The 17,572-nt window shown below is 44.8% G+C and carries 13 protein-coding genes, 2 tRNA genes and 1 pseudogene; 4 read left to right on the top strand and 12 right to left on the bottom strand.

Going from position 1 to position 17,572, the window contains the following annotated elements:
- Positions 1-4: 4 nt before the first annotated feature.
- The 11 genes and pseudogenes from DW083_RS14175 to DW083_RS14225 form a co-directional block, all read right to left on the bottom strand.
- Entirely contained in the window at positions 5-310 is a 306-nt protein-coding gene (locus DW083_RS14175; protein ID WP_115499586.1) for an RNA-binding protein, read from the bottom strand.
- Positions 311-606: 296 nt separating this feature from the next.
- Positions 607-679: transfer RNA gene (locus DW083_RS14180), tRNA-Asp, on the bottom strand.
- Positions 680-696: 17 nt separating this feature from the next.
- A tRNA-Asp gene (locus DW083_RS14185) sits at positions 697-770 on the bottom strand.
- Between the two features lie 205 nt (positions 771-975).
- Positions 976-2,220 (bottom strand): ABC transporter permease, encoded by a 1,245-nt coding sequence (locus tag DW083_RS14190; RefSeq protein WP_122332808.1) that lies wholly within the window; start codon positions 2,218-2,220, stop codon positions 976-978.
- Positions 2,220-3,417: pseudogene (locus tag DW083_RS14195) on the bottom strand (pyridoxal phosphate-dependent aminotransferase). The gene DW083_RS14190 and the pseudogene DW083_RS14195 overlap by 1 nt, the downstream one beginning before the upstream one ends.
- Positions 3,418-3,562: 145 nt before the next feature.
- Positions 3,563-4,462 (bottom strand): YitT family protein, encoded by a 900-nt coding sequence (locus tag DW083_RS14200; RefSeq protein WP_122332809.1) that lies wholly within the window; start codon positions 4,460-4,462, stop codon positions 3,563-3,565.
- 132 nt (positions 4,463-4,594) lie between these two features.
- On the bottom strand, positions 4,595-4,951 hold the full coding sequence (locus tag DW083_RS14205) for a hypothetical protein (protein WP_122332810.1): 357 nt from the start codon (positions 4,949-4,951) through the stop codon (positions 4,595-4,597).
- A gap of 315 nt (positions 4,952-5,266) precedes the next feature.
- On the bottom strand, positions 5,267-6,445 hold the full coding sequence (locus DW083_RS14210; protein ID WP_122332811.1) for a DUF4221 family protein: 1,179 nt from the start codon (positions 6,443-6,445) through the stop codon (positions 5,267-5,269).
- 6 nt (positions 6,446-6,451) lie between these two features.
- Positions 6,452-8,764, bottom strand: coding sequence for a hypothetical protein (locus DW083_RS14215; RefSeq protein WP_122332812.1), 2,313 nt, complete (start codon positions 8,762-8,764; stop codon positions 6,452-6,454).
- A gap of 3 nt (positions 8,765-8,767) precedes the next feature.
- Positions 8,768-9,943, bottom strand: coding sequence for an MFS transporter (locus DW083_RS14220; protein WP_122332813.1), 1,176 nt, complete (start codon positions 9,941-9,943; stop codon positions 8,768-8,770).
- 38 nt (positions 9,944-9,981) lie between these two features.
- Entirely contained in the window at positions 9,982-11,865 is a 1,884-nt protein-coding gene (locus tag DW083_RS14225; RefSeq protein WP_122332814.1) for an ABC-F family ATP-binding cassette domain-containing protein, read from the bottom strand.
- Between the two features lie 190 nt (positions 11,866-12,055).
- Here DW083_RS14225 and DW083_RS14230 point away from each other — a divergent pair, with 190 nt between their 5' ends.
- Both DW083_RS14230 and DW083_RS14235 read left to right on the top strand, forming a co-directional pair.
- Positions 12,056-12,250, top strand: coding sequence for a type II toxin-antitoxin system HicA family toxin (locus DW083_RS14230; RefSeq protein ID WP_122332815.1), 195 nt, complete (start codon positions 12,056-12,058; stop codon positions 12,248-12,250).
- Between the two features lie 23 nt (positions 12,251-12,273).
- Complete coding sequence (locus DW083_RS14235) at positions 12,274-12,669, top strand: hypothetical protein (protein ID WP_122332816.1); 396 nt, start codon at positions 12,274-12,276, stop codon at positions 12,667-12,669.
- Between the two features lie 739 nt (positions 12,670-13,408).
- Here DW083_RS14235 and DW083_RS14240 read toward each other — a convergent pair.
- Positions 13,409-15,232: a fibronectin type III domain-containing protein gene (locus DW083_RS14240; RefSeq protein WP_122332817.1), complete on the bottom strand. Its 1,824-nt coding sequence runs from the start codon at positions 15,230-15,232 to the stop codon at positions 13,409-13,411.
- 192 nt (positions 15,233-15,424) lie between these two features.
- Between DW083_RS14240 and nhaD the strand changes: the two genes are divergently transcribed.
- Positions 15,425-16,855 carry a sodium:proton antiporter NhaD gene (nhaD, locus tag DW083_RS14245; RefSeq protein ID WP_122332831.1) on the top strand — a complete coding sequence of 477 codons (1,431 nt, stop codon included), beginning with the start codon at positions 15,425-15,427 and terminating at the stop codon, positions 16,853-16,855.
- Complete coding sequence (locus DW083_RS14250; RefSeq protein WP_115499596.1) at positions 16,852-17,514, top strand: MgtC/SapB family protein; 663 nt, start codon at positions 16,852-16,854, stop codon at positions 17,512-17,514. Before nhaD ends, DW083_RS14250 begins: the two co-directional genes overlap by 4 nt.
- Positions 17,515-17,572 lie beyond the last annotated feature (58 nt).

Here is a 17,572-nt window from a genome sequence, read left to right on the forward strand (position 1 = left end):
AAAACTAATATCTTCTATTGTTATAACCTCCTCTATCACGGTATCCACCACCGTTTGAAGGTCTTTCCGTCCGGGGACGTGCAACGCTTACTGAAATAACTTTCTGTTCCAATTCCGTTCCGTTAAGCGTATCGATTGCTTTTTGGCCTTCTGCATCGTTCGGCATTTCTACAAAGCCGAATCCTCTGGAGCGCCCTGTTTCTCTGTCCATAATAACTTTTGCAGAAGTAATTTCTCCATACTCCGCAAACAGATCATTTAAGTCAGCATCATTAATGCTATAGTTCAAGCCTGTAATGTAAATGTTCATTTGAAATTTTATTTTTATTAATTACTAATAGGGTATGAGGAGGAAAATTAATGGAGAGACCTACTTTTTGAAAAGAAGAACTATACGATAATAATACGTAACTCAAACTCTGATACAAAGATAATACTATAAATCGGATAAGCAAGTTTTATTGTTCCATTTTAAAAGAAAAAGCGCTTTGCATATCTATTTAACAAGCTTCAAAAAAGAACTCATTACTGTCGTCCGACATCATAATAAAGCAGGAAAGGTATGATATAAAAAAGCCCCGGAAGTATTCACTTCCAAGGCTTTCGCGGTGCTACGGGACTCGAACCCGTGACCCCATGCGTGACAGGCATGTATTCTAACCAACTGAACTAACGCACCAAAATGTTTATTTTGAGCGGTCCGGACGGGACTCGAACCCGCGACCCCATGCGTGACAGGCATGTATTCTAACCAGCTGAACTACCGAACCATTATTTCTTTTTTCACCGCCATTCCTCTGAATTGCGATGCAAAAGTAGGTGGTTTATTTGAATTATGCAAGAGTTGCCGGCATATATTTTTCATCATTTTTCAATCATCACTGATAATAAACCTTTTATCTCCGTACTTTTTTCATCTGTCACAGACAACAGTCCTCGTTTTTCCACCGCCAGGCGACCAAAGCCATAAATAAATCATTCAAACCGTATGCTTTTAGCCGGCTCGATACGGGTTATCAGGTAGGAAGGCCCTAACAGCATCAACATGGAGGCGGCCAGCGTACCGACATTCAGCAGGACAAGAGACAATACCGTCAAGTCGATAGGCACTGCATCCAGATAATAGATGGACGGATCCAGTTTCACAACATGGAAAAAGGATTGGATTAGGCAAAGCGCAATTCCAATCACATTCCCCCAAATCATCCCCTTGCCGATCAGGAAAAAGGAGATATAAAGAAATATCTTGCGAATGCTGGTATTGCATTCTCCCAATGCTTTCAGGATACCGATCATATTGGTACGTTCGAGGATAATGATCAAAAGGCCGGAAATCATCGTAAACCCGGCAACAGCAAGGATCAGAACAAGAATCACGACTACGTTAATGTCCTGCACATCCAGCCAGTCAAATATCATCGGATTCATTTCCTTGACGGAGCGGGTATAATAACTATTGCCATTCCGGTCCTGTTTCTCTGCAATATCGAAATACAGATCTTCTGCAATCTGATCCAGATGGTCATAATTATCCACCTGAAGCTCCAGACCGCTTACCTCGTCTGCATCCCAATCGTTCAGGCGGCGGGTTTGGCGAATATCAGCCATCACAAATATCTTGTCATAATCGACAAAACCTGTCTCGTAAGTACCTGTGATATGAAATTTGCGGGGACGAATATTTTCACCCACGAAATAAGTCAGGAACGAATCGCCGACTTTCAATCCGAGCATATTAGCCAGATAACGGGAAATCAACACATCGGTAGAGGTCTTATCCTTATCAAAAACAGGAATCTCTCCCTCTTTCAGATTATTACGAAAGAAGGTCCAGTCGTAGTTCTCATCCACCCCTTTCAGTACAATTCCCTGGAAATCGGTATCTGTTTTCAGAATGCCCGGTTTCGTAGCAAAGGCCTCCACATGCGTGATGCCGGGAAAGGATTTAAGATGATTGAGTAACGTATCGCTTACCGCAACAGGCGTCGATTCGTAAGACGTATTATTATCGAAATTCGTGATCTGGATATGGGATCCGAAACCGATCACTTTGTTCCGGATCTCCTTCTTAAAACCAATGACTATAGCAACAGAAAGAATCATAACAGCTAACCCCAAAGCAATGCCGACCATAGCGATACGAACGACCGGAGGCGTAGCTTTCCGCTCCCCCTCCTTGCTGAAATAGATTCTTTTTGCTATAAATAGTTCTAAATTCATTACATAACTCTACCAGGATAAGCCTCCAGTGCCTTCTGAAGCACCACAAGCGCTTTTGCCAGATCTTCTTTTTTCAGGACGTATGCGATACGGACTTCATTCTTTCCCAAGCCCGGAGTCGTGTAGAAACCGGAGGCCGGAGCCATCATGACAGTCTGACCTCATATTCGAACTCACTCAGACACCAGGCACAGAATTTATCAGCATCATCACCGGTAGCTTGGCAACGGTGTAGAATGCCCCCATCGGTATCGGTGAATAGCAGCCGGGAATACGGTTCAAGCCGTCTATCAGGAATTTACGGCGTTCCACATATTCGTTATACACATCCAGCATATATTCCTCCGGTGTGTCGAGCGAAGCCTCGGCAATGATCTGGCCGATCAAAGGAGGGCTCAGACGGGCCTGGCACCATTTCATAACATTTTCCTTCACCATCTGGTTCTTCGTGATCAGTGCTCCGATACGGATACCGCACTCACTGTAACGTTTCGATACGGAATCGACCAGCACGACATTATTCTCGATCCCTTTCAGGTGGAAGGCGGAAATGTAGGGCGCACCCGTATAGCAGAACTCACGGTAAACCTCATCGGAGAACAGGAACAGGTCATATTTCTTTACGATATCGCGAATCTGGTCCATCTCCTTCTGCGTGTACAAATAACCGGTCGGATTATTCGGGTTACAGATCAGGATCGCTTTCGTGCGCGGTGTGATCAGCTCCTCGAACTTCTCCACGGAAGGAAGGGCAAACCCTTCGTCAATCGTAGACGGTACCGTCTTGATCACGGCACCGCTCGAAATGGCAAACGCCATATAGTTGGCATAAGCCGGTTCCGGTACAATAATCTCGTCTCCCGGGTCCAGACAAGCCATGAAAGAGAAAAAGACGGCTTCCGATCCGCCGGTCGTGATGATGATATCGTCAACATCCACAAGGATATTGAATTTCGCATAATATTTCACCAGCTTTTCACGGAAACTGCGGATACCCTCACTCGGAGAATACTCCAGCACTTTACGGTCGATACGGCGCATCGCTTCCATCGCGACTTCGGGCGTAGGCAGATCGGGCTGGCCGATATTCAGATGATACACCTTAGTACCTTTAGCTTTAGCCTGATTGGCAAGCGGAACGAGCTTTCTGATAGGAGAAGCCGGCATGTTGACTCCTCGTTGTGAAATATTAGGCATTTCTTTCTTACAGTTTGTTTTTAAATGTGGCAAAGGTATGTATTTTAGTTGAAAGTTGAAAATTGAAAGTTGAAAGTTATTTTTGCTACCACTTTTTAACTTTCAATCCACCTCTTCCAACTTTCAATTCTCAACTTTCAACTCTTTAGATTCCCGGTCGTGGTGAATCCTTGCTCGCGTGCATGGTGGAGATAAAGGCGTTCGGATCGATCTCCTTCACCTCGTCTTTCAGACGGGGCAGGTCTTTACGTTCAGCAATGGTAAAGATGATTTCTTTCTCCTTGCCTTCATACATACCACGTCCGTGCAAAAAAGTACCGCGCATTCCCATCTTCCCGACGATCAGTTCCTTTATTTCCTGTGTTTTCCGGGATACGATAAAGACAGCCCGGTTGGGATTCTCGGTCTGGAACATCTCCACGATTTTCCCGTAAACGAAGATAGTAAACCACGAATACAAAGGAACCGCCCAGTCACGGAACACAATCAGCCCCAGCAAGACTACCAACGAATCCAACACGATAATCATATTACTGACTTTCAGATTCGAATTATTGGCAATCACACGTGCCAGTACATCCGTTCCCGCACTGGTACTCTGCGCCCGGAACACGCAAGTCACACCGATACCCAAGATCGCGCCGCCATAGAAACAAGCGATAAAGCTATCGTTCTCAACCAAAGGTTGATTTCCCAATAAATAGGACAATGAGTCTGTAAAGATGGAAATCAACACAAACGTCACGATCGTTTTAGGCCCGGACGCCAAACCGATCTTTTTCATTGCCAGAATCATCAGCGGGATGTTGAAGCAGAGGGCCGTCGCACCCATCGGAAGACCATCGGGCATAAAAGAGAAAACTCCTTTTGTCACATAATGAAGTACGATCGAGATACCATACACACCTCCCGGTACGATCTTGTACGGAGCAAGAAAGAGGACGTAACTAAGTGCCTGGAAAAAAGCACCAATAACAATCAAAGTGTAGTCTGCTACATTTCTTTTCAATGCGGCATTAGAGGCCAGATTAAGCGGTTGTTCCATGTTTGCGTTGTTGTTTCGATTTATATGTGTTCATTATTTGTTAAAAAACAGCGCAAAGATAGATAAAAAAAAGAAGAGATTGCACACACAAAGCGTGCAATCTCTTCCATTATCAGAAATAACCTTTTTGAATCAGAAACTCAACGTACGGTTATTATTGTTGGTCACATTCAACAGGATCACATATTTGCGATACTGTTCCGGCGTAAGAACCTTCTTCATCAATTTCAGATTCCCATAAACAGCCTGGCGCATCTTCTTGTCGCGCATCTGTTCGCTTGACCTGAGACTCTCGTTCTGCATATCCTGAAAATACTCGTTGATGTTTGCCACTTCATTAGCCTGATAAGATGACAACTGCAAATAGTTGCTCAATTTTTCAAAGTTAATAGCAAACGGTTCTTTACTCACATTGTTACGGTTTTCACGTGCAAACCCCATCGTTGCACATAATAAAACGGCTGCAACAGCCATACCTAAACGTCTCATAATACCTAAACATTAAATTGTTAAACCTAAACACGGGGACCGCTGTCCCCTATCTTTTCACCTTTTATCTTTTTGCTGCTACAAATATAACAACATGTTTTAGAACATTGTTCTTGAATACAGTGAAACTTTGTTAACCAATATCAAAACGAGCACAATTTAACAATATAAGAATCTTTTTGAAGCACAAACGAAACATATATTACAAATAAGACACAATATCACGATTATATAGACCGAATCGATATTTACATAAACACAATCTATATAAATTCATTTCTATAAGTTTATCCATCGACAGGTCTGCTCATACCATCATAAATCTTTCAGATTAAACAAACCGAAAGTCAGAAAATCGTCATCGTCGGGTTCATCTCCGATATGCTCTATATTCAACCCTTCGGCCGTAACAAAAGAGTTCGTCCAATTCCATTCCTGCCCCGTACCGATTTCCGTCTCGCCCAAATAGCGGAATTGATCATCCATTACGATAATTGTCAACGGCTTGCTATCAAGAGGAGTTTTCAGATCCGCATCAGGCAAGCCACGTTGCAAATACCGGTAATAGACTTTGCGGAATGGATCGTAAATGAGCGCAGCGTATAAATCCTGCTCCATATAGCAAGCATAAACAAGTTCGTCCGGCGTTCCTTTAGCTTCATGGTCAATAGAACGGATCGTTCCGGCAGTATTACCACCTCCATAAACTTTAGTTTCGGCATCATTCTTCCAATCCGAAATATAAAGATCATGCGAGCAGGTAAAGCTATGAACCATCTTCCCTTCCGGACTGATAGCCGGATAAGGTTGAAGAATCAGGTCGCCGCCCCAATTGTAGCCGTTACCGAACAATTCTTCCGGATAGAGATGGTGATATTCCACCTTGTTTGTCGCCAGATCGATACAGGTGGTAAAACGGAAGTTTTCCCTATCTGCCAGATTTTCAGGGAAAGGAGACATTCCGGGCAAAATCAGATGATTCTCAATCAACATCAACGGTACGACAGGCGAAAACAGATATTGCGGATTATGCAACGCCCATTCTTTATCTTCCTTATCCAACAATGTGACACGGTTATGCACACGACCGGTACTGTCCGCCAAAGCGATCTCGATCAACGGACGGTTGAACACATAGATCGAATCCGGACTTTTGACATAATAAGCGCCCGCGCTCATGATCGCATCGGCCCCTTCACGCTCAAATGCAATCTGCTTAAGATAAGTCGTATCCGAATAGCGATAGAAATAAATAGCATTCTTCCGGTTATTCAGAAATGTCAACAAACAATCGCCCGCATCATCGGTATAAATCTGGATATAAGGAGGCTTCACTTTCGTATCCGTATCGAGCCTGAATTTCTTCTCGCCCGTTTCCACCAATTGTTTGGTAGCTACCAACTTTCCCCGAAACTCGTTCTTCACACTTCTCCCGTTACCAGAACAAGCAGTAACCAACAACAACGCCAACAAATAACAATAACAACTTTTCATATCATTCTATTTTCTTATCACTCTGAATTCGCATTTACCGGAGCCAAGCAATCCTGTTCCATCAACCCCTTCCGCCACTCCGATAAAACCGGTGTTGATATCGGAACAAAAGAAAGTAACTTCCGCCTCCCCTTTTTCGTCTGTTATCACAGAAGGTTTCCATAATAAAGTATTGCGGGCATCGGGAGCTGACAATTGCATGTCTATTTCGTCCGGCTTGTAAAATTCGCGTTCGGCATAATAGCCTTTGGCTCGCCAAATGTTATTCATACGGAGCAGTTCTGCTTCCGAATACAGCGGACCATGATAAACGACCAGCTGTTCGTCAATAACCCGGAAAGGTATGCCAACTCCGGAAGATTGAAAATGTTCAAATTTAGCAATCCTGTAAGTTTGCCCATCAACAGGTCTACTCATACTGTCAGCCCGACAACCGTTTACCGCATGATGTCCGTCATATCCCGGTTTATAATTCAGTAACAAACCACAGGTATTACAAACCCAGATATTATTCAAATCCTTTTGCGCCAGACTATCCAACCGCCCCATAAACTTATCCCGAAACGCCCTCCGCGCTTTCCCTGTCACCGTTACACCGTCCAGCAAGACCGTACTGTCACTGCTCACTACAGGCAAATCAAGGATTAGCCCGTTTTCATCCTGCTCCGGCTCTGCAGACGGATAATATCTGGATTTCTTTTTCCTTATGCTATCGATTTGAGCGAAACAATCTTCTATCTCAAGTTTAGGTTTATATTCATTCGACAACATCGGTTTCAAATATACATAACCGCCCCGAAGTTCTTTCAACATATCCGTACCGACGGTAAAAGAACCGGTTGAATCGGCCCATATATACATTGAATTACCCTCTGCCCCGGATATCTGGATAAGCTGTTCCGTCCCCTGCGCTTTTTTTCCCTTTTTCTTACTGCCAACAGATTGTATACCCATTATTTCATCAGATAAAAACAGATTCTCATGATCAGGAGCATTTTCTATATTCCAGACATACCGCCTCCACCCCTGCGTCAGCAACAATAAATCCATTGCCGACATACGATCTTTATTCTTATCATCGAAATAATAAAGCGGATTATGGATTTTCCCGCGTACTTGGGAAGACAAATAACAATGAGTCAATATATTTACCGGATCAGCCGGATTATCATAGGCCTTATCAAACACACTAATGCCCAAATTCGTTTTTAACGGTCTGCCATTCTCATCCGTAACCTTTATTTTCAATGTCGCTTTTTCACGAATGGCATATGTTTTCTTATCCGGTTCAATCTTTATCCGCATCTTCTTTTCCGGATTCACATAAACCAACCTCTCTGCTACCGGTTGCATATTACCATTAAATAAAGTAAACTCTACGATTCCCTGATAAGGAAACTCATTAAGCGGCATTTTTATTTTAAGCCGGTCCTTCAACACACCCTTTGCCACACAACAAATCATTCCACGAATTTGCCCTAAAAGACAAATTTCTTGAGCAGGCGAACCTTCCGCTTGTGAAATAAAAAATTCCAGGTGTTTCTTGTCTTGTTTAAATAAACATAAAGTCATTCCTTGAAGATAAATCTCCGGTAAAGAATACTCTGCACCATTATCTAACTCTATACGATATTTCTTCTCCGAATCAGGCGTAAAGAAGAAAGATCCCATTCCGTCATGACGACTTTCAAACCGAATGACCGGAGCTTCTCCTTGATACAAAGTTCCCTTTACTGCTACCGGATATCCTCTGCCATTCGTCGCCTTAAATGCCACACGCGAAGGCAAGCCGGAAACCAGGTTTCCTCCCTCCGGAAAAAGATCAAACTGCAAACGATCTTTTTCAATTTTCTCCGGTTGTTGACTGTCATGAGCGATATTTTTAACTACCCTTATTTTACGGGATGAAATTATTCCAGTTGTGTCATTGTGAAAGGAGTGGCGGGTATAGGCTTCCAGAAAATAATCTCCTTCCGACAACTTCTCACTTACATAAACGTGGCCGAATGCCATACCATTTTCTACCGGATACTTTTCTTGCCAGACTATACTATCTTCGCAATTTATCATTTGCAGATACAATGTCTTGCTTTGATCCGACAAACCGAAAGACTGGGCATTCAACTGGTAGGCTTTAAACCAAAGGTCTTCACCTGTCTCATAAATACCTTTGCTGACTTGAAGATAAATAAGTTCGGAAGGAAAAACGGCATATTCTTTATCAATAGAAGCAACCCATGCTTCATCAACTGCCTGCTGACAAAAGCATGGCAAACAGGTATATGTCAGTAAAAAGATGGTTAACAGAATGCTTTTCATACTTCAAACTAATAATTTATATTTCTCATACGACGGCCGTACCCAACGCAAATAGACAAGCAGGGAGAGCAGACAACAACCGCCTCCCACCCCGTAAGCCATAGCCAGCCCCGCATGGGAAGCGATAAAACCGGCTGAAAGCATACCAATCCCGACACCCAGATCAAAAGAAGTCAGATAGGTAGAAGTTGCCGTCCCGCGCATATTATGCGGAGCGACGTTGACAAAAAGACATTGGAAGGCAGGCACTCCCACGCCATACCCGATCCCGATCATCAAGGCGCAAACGAAGAAAGCCACAGGATGATGAACGGTTGCAAACACAGCGAACGTCACCAACAGACAGACGGACGAACAGACCGAAACCCAATGAATCTTGCCATGATCGACCAGACGGCCGGATATCAGACGCGACGTCCCCACACCTACCGCCATATAAATAAAGAAGTAGCCGGGATTGGCCACCTCGATCTCTTTCCCATATAAAACGACAAAAGAGGTAATCATCCCGTAAGGTATCGCCACCAGGATATAAGCCAACGCTGCCGGCAGCGCCTTCACCAGGATAAAACGATCCAGGGAAAAATGAGGACGCGACATTTTCTCCCGCTTCGGATAGCGAATCAGACAAACGGACCCGACACCGATGAAAGCAGCAACCAAACCGACCAGCACCAACGGATGAAATCCCCATTTATCATAGATAACGACTGCTACCAACGGAGCCAGCGACATCGCCAAATTGATCGTCAGGCCATAGAACCCCATTCCTTCCCCCCGCCGCGCAGACGGAATCACATCGATCGCAATCGTATTGCCGGAAACGGAAGTAAGCCCCATAAAGCCGCCCTGCACAAACCGCACCGCCATAATCGTCAGCATAGTCGCCGCGACTAAATAGCCGCCAAACATAACGGCAAAAACAAAGAATGCCAATAAATACAACGGCTTACGCGAGAAGCAATCCACCAGGAAACCGGAGAAGGGACGGACACAAAGCAGCCCGATCGTATAACTCGACAATACAATCCCCACATTTGCCGTGTCGATCCCCAAAACCTCCACCAGATAAAGCGGCATCGTCGGCATCAACAGGTAGAAAGAGAAATTCATCAGGAAATAGGAAATGCAACACTGCACAAAGTTCCGGTTCCACAATATCGGCTTCTCCGTATTCATAATTGGCACATTGGCATATTGACTCATTGGCACATTATTCACGCCAACTCGCTCAATTCGAGCCAGCGCATTGTCTTTTCGTCTATTTCATCTATTACTTTTGCAATCCGTTCGGACTTTGCCAGCAACTCGTCGTTGCTGAGCGTGCCGCTGCTCATCGCCACTTCCAGCTCGGCTTTTTCGGCTTCGAGCTGCGGTATTTCGGCTTCAAGCGCTTCAAACTCTTTGCGTTCCTTGAAAGTGAGTTTCTTCTTCTGTTCTTTTTCGGGACGGGACGTTTTATCGGCTACTGGAGCCTGTTTCGGCTGGCGGGCAGCTTCGGCTTCTTTTTCCAGTTGGTCCTGCACCTCTTTCCAGTCACGATATTGCGAATAGTTTCCGGGAAAATCCTTGATGTCCGCATTGCCCCGGAACACCAGCAGATGATCAACTACCTTATCCATGAAATAACGGTCGTGGGAAACGACAATCGCGCATCCTTTGAAATTCCGCAGATATTCCTCCAACACATTCAGCGTCACGATATCCAGGTCGTTCGTCGGCTCGTCCAGCACAAGGAAATTCGGATTGCGCATCAGGACCGTACACAGGTACAAACGCCGCTTCTCCCCTCCGCTCAGCTTATAGACATAGCTATGTTGTTTCTCCGGAGCAAACAGGAAATAGTTCAGGAATTGGGAAACGCCCATTTTCTTCCCGTCGCCCAGATCGACATATTCGGCAATATTCTGGACCACATCGATCACCTTCATCTGCTCGTCGAACTGAAGGCCGTCCTGGCTGTAATAGCCGAAACGAACCGTTTCGCCCACATCGAACCGTCCGCTGTCCGGCTCCACCTCTCCCATCAGCATCTTGATAAAGGTTGACTTCCCGGTCCCGTTGTTCCCGACAATCCCCATTTTTTCGTAACGGGCAAATATGTAGTTGAAATCTTCTACGATCTTCAGGTCGCCGAAACGCTTGCAGACATGTTCCGCCTCGAAAATCTTGGAACCGATATACGATGCCTTCACATCCAGGTTCACGTTACCCGCGTCGTGCTGCTGTTTCGCTTTCTTTTCCAGTTCGTAGAAAGCGTCGATCCGGTATTTGGCTTTGGTCCCGCGAGCCTGCGGCTGACGGCGCATCCAGTCCAGTTCCTTGCGAAGCAGGTTGCTTGCCCGGTCGACTTCCGTATTCAAAGCCTCTATGCGTTCCTGGCGTTTTTCCAGGTAATAGCTGTAATTTCCTTTATACTGGTAAATCTGCTGCCGGTCTATTTCGATGATCTCGCTACAGACACGGTCCAGGAAATAACGGTCATGCGTCACCATCAATATGCTAATGTTCGCACGAGACAGGTATCCTTCGAGCCATTCGGTCATCTCCAGGTCCAGATGGTTGGTCGGCTCGTCGAGAATAATCAGTTCCGGATCGGTAATCAGGACGTTTGCCAACGCCACGCGCTTCAGCTGTCCGCCGGAAAGCGTTTCCACCTTCTGGTCGAAATTCTGTATCTTCAACTGCCCTAAAATCTGCTTCGCCCGTTGTTCGTAGTCCCATGCCTTCAGATTATCCATCCGGAGCAGTATATCTTCGAGATTGGAATGATCGCCGCTTGCCATCGCCTGTTCGTATTCGGCAATCAGGCGCACCGTCTCGTTCGGCGAGTAGAAACAAGCCTGCAAGACAGTCAAGCCGTCCGGATAATGCGGCGTCTGCTCGAGATATCCGACGCGCAGGTCGTTACGGAACACAACCGCCCCGCTGTCATAATCTTCCTTACCGGCTATGATATTCAGCAAAGTCGTTTTACCTGTACCATTCTTGGCTATCAGCCCGACTTTCTGTCCTTGCGCAATTCCAAAAGTAATATCCTCAAAAAGAACCAAGTCGCCGAAGCTCTTGGTCAGCTTGTCTATCTGTAAGTAGCTTATCATATATTCATATCTGCTTAAAATGCAGGACAAAGATACAAAAGATTAAGCAGAACCAACTTTTTGACGTCCGAAAAGCGGATTAACAATCAGTGTTAAACAATACAAATGTTAGCAATTTTACTATCAAATATTTCCGTAATGATAGTATTATAGCTATCTTTGTATTGTCAAACAAAAGTTATTTGAAATAATGAAAAGCTACAAAGTAATTGAAATTATTAAGATGCTTGAAAAAGATGGCTGGTATATACAATGTACAAAAGGCGATCACAGACAATTCAAGCATCCAACAAAGAAAGGCAAAGTGACGGTAAGGGGTAAACCTTCCGAAACATTAGATCAATTTCTTTTAAACAGTATCTTTAAACAAGCGGGCTGGAAGTAACAACCCATTAAAATTCAAAAGTTATGGAAAAAATAATAGTAACTGTTGATTGGTTAAATAATTATGCAGCTGGAACTGATATATTACCAGTTGTTGCAACACATCAAACCTTAGAGGGACTTAAAGAAGGTTTTACTGAATCTTTTAATCTTCACCTTCAATCAATGATTGAAGATAATGATGAAATTCCAACAGTTCTTCAAACTGAATTTGAGCTGCATTTTGTGTTAACAACTCGTGCATTGCTTCATTATTACGATAATATTTTATCACGCGCTGCAATTAGCAGATTAACAGGAATCAACGAAAAACAATTAGGTCATTACATACAAGGGGTACGTAATCCACGTATGCAACAACGCGAAAAAATTGTCGCAGGGTTACACAAATTAGGTAGAACATTAATTGAAGTAGAATAACTTTTGTTTGACAGCTATTGTAATTCTACTTTTAAGCCTCTGATCAACTTCAGAGGCTTTTTTTATCTGCTTAAAATACAGGACAAAGACACATAAAAAGTAAACAGAACCAACTTTTTCACGTTCGAAAAGCGGATTAACATTTACAGGTTCGAAAACCTTATGTCTTAAATACGAAATTTACAATAACCCTCTTTTTAGCTGTTTTTCTATTTCGTCCGAAATTTTGATCGATTTTGAATTGACTCTTTTTATGGTTTTAATCTTCTTTACTGACAACAGATGGAGCGAGGTGCGCAGGCAGTCTGAAAAACCGTGCAATTTGATTGCCGGAAACCGGAAACACCGTCAAAGTGAAAAACCTTAACTCCCGGAGAATCGAATATTTGAAAATAAAACGGACGGCGTTCCAAATATCCCAAGGAAATTAAGGGGCTTTTTTGCCATGAAAACGGTCCTCTTTCCAATTACGACCGTCCTAATCGCCATTATGACCGTCCTAATCTTCGCGAGGTGCCGAGTGCACTACACATTAGCACGGTCATGGTGGCAAAGAGGACGGTCGTAATTACTGAAAACACTCAAAAAAGGCGAAAAAGTCCCTTTTTAGCATCTGAAAAGTGGATTAACATTTGTTTTGTTTCGGATGTCTTTCGAACCTGAAAAATACGTTTTATACAATAACCCCCTCGTTCCCGCACTAAACATGCAAACCGAACGAGGCAGTTGGTTATTCTGGTTATTTTTTCATTACCTTGGAGAAGAACAAGTCATTCTCAGCAGTGATTTTTACCACATACATACCGGTCGCCAGCGAACTTACATTCACTTCGTTGCTATTTCTGGCAACTTTAACCAAATCTCCGTTCATCGAGAAGATTTCCACTTTGTCGGCAATCACTCCGTCGATACGGATTACATCGGATGCAGGATTCGGCGCAACCGTCACCTGAGCCGATTTGAGAACGCTTGTATTGGCTGTCGCATCGTCTTTGACCACCGTGAAAGAGTCGAACAAAGAAGGTTCGCCCAGATCGTTGACCGTATAGGTTTCAATCTCGATTTTATCCGTACTCATATTGACACGGCTGAAAGTAGGTTCGCCCGTCTGGCCGAATTTGCCAGAGAAAAGACCCCAGTAATTAGCTACCTCATGTTTGTCCAAAGATGCAATCATGGCAGCTTCGTTACGCGGTTCGTATTTTTTCTTACCGGCGGAATTGTTCAAGAAATAAAGCGTCCCGTCTTTTACATTAAACACGCCACCCTTCTTTCCAGTCATATTCTCACGAGCACCCGGCTGGCCGACTACTTCTACGTTCTGAACAGCATCGGCGACCAGCGTCTTGGCTGTATTGCTGACCGGGCCGATCACCTCATAGATATGGTCGTGTCCCTGAAGCGCCAGATCAATCTTCAACTCATCGAATATCGGAAGCATGGCGGCACGGACAGCCTTACCGTCGGCATCGTCCTGGTGGGAATTGCTACCGGTAAACATATTCTTATGATAGGTAGCGATACGCCATTTCACATCCTTATGAGCATTTACCTGTTCGCGCATCCAAGCCTTCAACTCATCAAAATATCCTTCGGCGCTATAATCTTCGTAGTTGATTACCATGAAGAGCGCATCTCCGTAAACAAAGGAGTAGATGGTTCCGTCCATAGCAGTCTTGGCCGAAGAATTTTCATTGAATGAATTATCCGTATTGAAATGTTTGGCAAAATTGCTGTCACGCACGCTCCGGTCATGATTTCCCTGTGCCGGAACCAACGGTTTTTGCATCCATACATCCTGCATGGTTGAGAACCACTGTTCCCACTCCCATTCAGATGAGAAGTTTTTGTCTACATCAGCAGTTTTTGTCGCACCGGTCGTTTCAACAAAGTCACCGTTGCAAAGTACGAACTGCGCATCCGGGACAAGACGTTGAGCTGCGTGAATCGTCTTCTGCGACACATCGAACATTTCATCATACTGGGCTTGTGTATCCGTTATATAAATAAAGGAATAGGCACTCTTATCGTTCTTAGCGGTTGTAAAACTACCAATTTCACTCCAAGCTCCGGGCATACCGACGCGGAATGAATAAGTTGTACCCGGAGAAAGCTTATCGACCAGTGCTTTATGACTGGTGTAAGCCATATCCGTTTTCGACTCGATACCGGCATCCACCTTATTGGCATCTACCAGATAATTCACAGAAACATGCTCGATTGTTGCATCCTGAGTAATAATAGAACCTTCGAAATCCTTTTCTGTTGCATTTGCTTTCTTTACGATCTGAACCATCCCCTTTTCCGAAGTCGGATTCGTAAACCAGGCAAAACCAAGTTGTGAAGAAGGATCGCCGTTTATTGTCATATTAATACTGTAAGGCAGTTTGCCATCGGCGGCCTTCGATGCGCGCAACAACTTCGTCCAGGTAGGAACGGAAAAGTCCGCCTTATTCAATGTAAGAGTTGTTTCCTGTGCGGAAAGCGGCTGTACGCCAGCCGTTAAAGAAACAAGTGCAGCAGCAACCAGAGACTGCACATTAAGAAGTAAACTTTTTTTCATACACAATTGTATTTAGTGGATAAATGTATTTCCGCTGCAAAAGTCCTCCAACTGCATTTCAACATAATGACTAAGGTGTTACAGGGAATGAAAATCCAGTTACATTTATATTTAGAAAAAGCGTCTCCACAACAGTGTTAGTTCCATATAAATTGATAATTTTGCGGATATAAAGCAATTAATACAAATATGATGTTGACAGCAATGATCATCGTGTTCCTGGTCGGATATTTACTTATCGCATTGGAACATCCTCTAAAAATCAACAAGGCGGGTACAGCGCTCCTGACAGGGACGATTCTTTGGGTCTTATACACCTTTGGATCACCACAATTTATCCCGACGGCTTCCGCCGAAGAATTCAGTCTTTTCCTGGACGCTTTTCCTTTCATGAAGGATTTGCCATACGCCGATCAATGTATCCGTTTTGTCATCGACCACCAGATATTAGATAGCATCGGTGAGATTGCCGAGACACTGATTTTCCTGATCGGGGCCATGATCACAGTCGAGCTGGTCGATTCGCACGGGGGCTTTATGTTTATCACCAACCGTATCACGACCAATAGCAAACGCAAACTGTTATTCGTAATCGCCACCATAACATTCTTCATGTCAGCAGTCCTGGACAACCTGACTACTTCTATCGTAATGGTCATGCTGATCCGGAAACTGATCGGCAACTATAAGGAACGCTGGATTTTCGGCAGTATCATCGTGATTGCAGCCAATAGCGGCGGAGCCTGGTCGCCTATCGGTGATGTGACGACCATCATGTTGTGGGTCAGAGGAAACATATCGACTTCGGCAACCATCCCGCATTTGTTTTTGCCAAGCCTCGTGTCGGCACTGGTTCCGGTGTTGCTCATCTCCCGCTATCTGCATGGGAAGGTGACGCCGCCTAACGCTTTCGAGGAAAACAGGGATAACCTGCTCTTAAAGGTATTAAAGGCAAATGAAAAGTTGGCGATTCTTTGCATCGGCGTGTTCTGCCTGCTGTTCGTGCCGATATTCAAGACAATCACGCATCTGCCCCCGTTTATGGGGATTCTGATGGGAGTCGGGATTTTGTGGGTATTTACCGAACTGATGTATCGACGGACGCCGATCAACGAAGACCTGAAACTGCGCCTGTCGAAAGTAGTCAGCCGCATCGACGGGGCGACTCTGATGTTTTTCCTCGGCATCCTGCTGGCTGTAGACGCGCTGCGTTGCAGTGGCGTTTTAGGTAGTTTCTCACTTTGGCTGGACGACACGATCGGAAATGTGTATGCGGTCAACCTGATTATCGGAACCCTTTCAGCCGTTGTCGACAATGTTCCGCTTGTCGCCGGAGCTATCGGCATGTACCCGATCGCTTCGGATGCGATGATTGCGACAGCCGCCGATCCGGTTTATATGTCCCATTTCGTGCAGGACGGCGTGTTCTGGCAGTTCCTTGCCTACTGTGCCGGAGTCGGAGGCAGCATGTTGATTATCGGGTCTGCTGCCGGAGTCGTCGTAATGGGCTTGGAAGGGATTAACTTCCTCTGGTACCTGAAACGGGTCTCCCTGCTCGCAATGGCCGGCTATTTGTCGGGCGCCGCGGTTTACATACTGCAGAATATAATATTCTTATCATGATATGGGATTTTATTTTAAGACTATTCGTGGCCGGCATCCTGGGAGCCGTGATCGGGCTCGACAGGGAATACAGGGCTAAAGAAGCGGGATACCGCACTCACTTCCTCGTGTCTTTAGGAAGTGCACTGATTATGATTGTTTCGCAATACGGCTTCCAGCAAATCATCCTGGAAGACAGCGTATCACTCGACCCGAGCCGTGTTGCGGCACAGGTTGTCAGCGGTATCGGTTTTATCGGGGCCGGCACCATCATCATACAGAAACAGTTCGTGCGAGGTCTGACCACAGCCGCCGGGATTTGGGCTACGGCCGGTATCGGGTTGGCTTGCGGTGCCGGTATGTACGGCATCAGTATTGCCGCGACCATTCTCACGCTGGTCGGGTTAGAGCTACTAAGCGTTATCTTTAAAAGTGTGGGAATGAAAAGTTCGCTGATTGTTTTTTCCACGACAGAGAAAGATATTATTAAAAAGATCATCCCCGTCATATCCGAACGGGGATATCTGCTCGCCTCTTACGAGCTAAAGGAGTTAAGCCATACGGCCACAAACACTTACCTCGTGTCATTAGTTGTGAAGGCAAAGAAATATTCGGATGACAGCCCGCTCCTCTGGTTCACGGAGACATTCCCGGAAATAACGATTGAACGAATTGAGTAGGAAGAATGCCTGTCGGCGGGACAAGTTTTAGTATATTTGCCCCCAAATTATCATAACG

Origin of the sequence: Parabacteroides sp. AF48-14 (assembly GCF_003477465.1) — a bacterium.
Taxonomy (GTDB): Bacteria; Bacteroidota; Bacteroidia; order Bacteroidales; family Tannerellaceae; genus Parabacteroides; species Parabacteroides acidifaciens.

Bases quoted from the DNA above. Each gene is read 5' to 3' on its own strand.
- DW083_RS14175 (WP_115499586.1), bottom strand. From the start codon at position 310: ATGAACATTTACATTACAGGCTTGAACTATAGCATTAATGATGCTGAC.
- DW083_RS14190 (WP_122332808.1), bottom strand. From the start codon at position 2,220: ATGAATTTAGAACTATTTATAGCAAAAAGAATCTATTTCAGCAAGGAG.
- DW083_RS14200 (WP_122332809.1), bottom strand. From the start codon at position 4,462: ATGGAACAACCGCTTAATCTGGCCTCTAATGCCGCATTGAAAAGAAAT.
- DW083_RS14205 (WP_122332810.1), bottom strand. From the start codon at position 4,951: ATGAGACGTTTAGGTATGGCTGTTGCAGCCGTTTTATTATGTGCAACG.
- DW083_RS14210 (WP_122332811.1), bottom strand. From the start codon at position 6,445: ATGAAAAGTTGTTATTGTTATTTGTTGGCGTTGTTGTTGGTTACTGCT.
- DW083_RS14215 (WP_122332812.1), bottom strand. From the start codon at position 8,764: ATGAAAAGCATTCTGTTAACCATCTTTTTACTGACATATACCTGTTTG.
- DW083_RS14220 (WP_122332813.1), bottom strand. From the start codon at position 9,943: ATGAATACGGAGAAGCCGATATTGTGGAACCGGAACTTTGTGCAGTGT.
- DW083_RS14225 (WP_122332814.1), bottom strand. From the start codon at position 11,865: ATGATAAGCTACTTACAGATAGACAAGCTGACCAAGAGCTTCGGCGAC.
- DW083_RS14230 (WP_122332815.1), top strand. From the start codon at position 12,056: ATGAAAAGCTACAAAGTAATTGAAATTATTAAGATGCTTGAAAAAGAT.
- DW083_RS14235 (WP_122332816.1), top strand. From the start codon at position 12,274: ATGGAAAAAATAATAGTAACTGTTGATTGGTTAAATAATTATGCAGCT.
- DW083_RS14240 (WP_122332817.1), bottom strand. From the start codon at position 15,232: ATGAAAAAAAGTTTACTTCTTAATGTGCAGTCTCTGGTTGCTGCTGCA.
- nhaD (WP_122332831.1), top strand. From the start codon at position 15,425: ATGTTGACAGCAATGATCATCGTGTTCCTGGTCGGATATTTACTTATC.
- DW083_RS14250 (WP_115499596.1), top strand. From the start codon at position 16,852: ATGATATGGGATTTTATTTTAAGACTATTCGTGGCCGGCATCCTGGGA.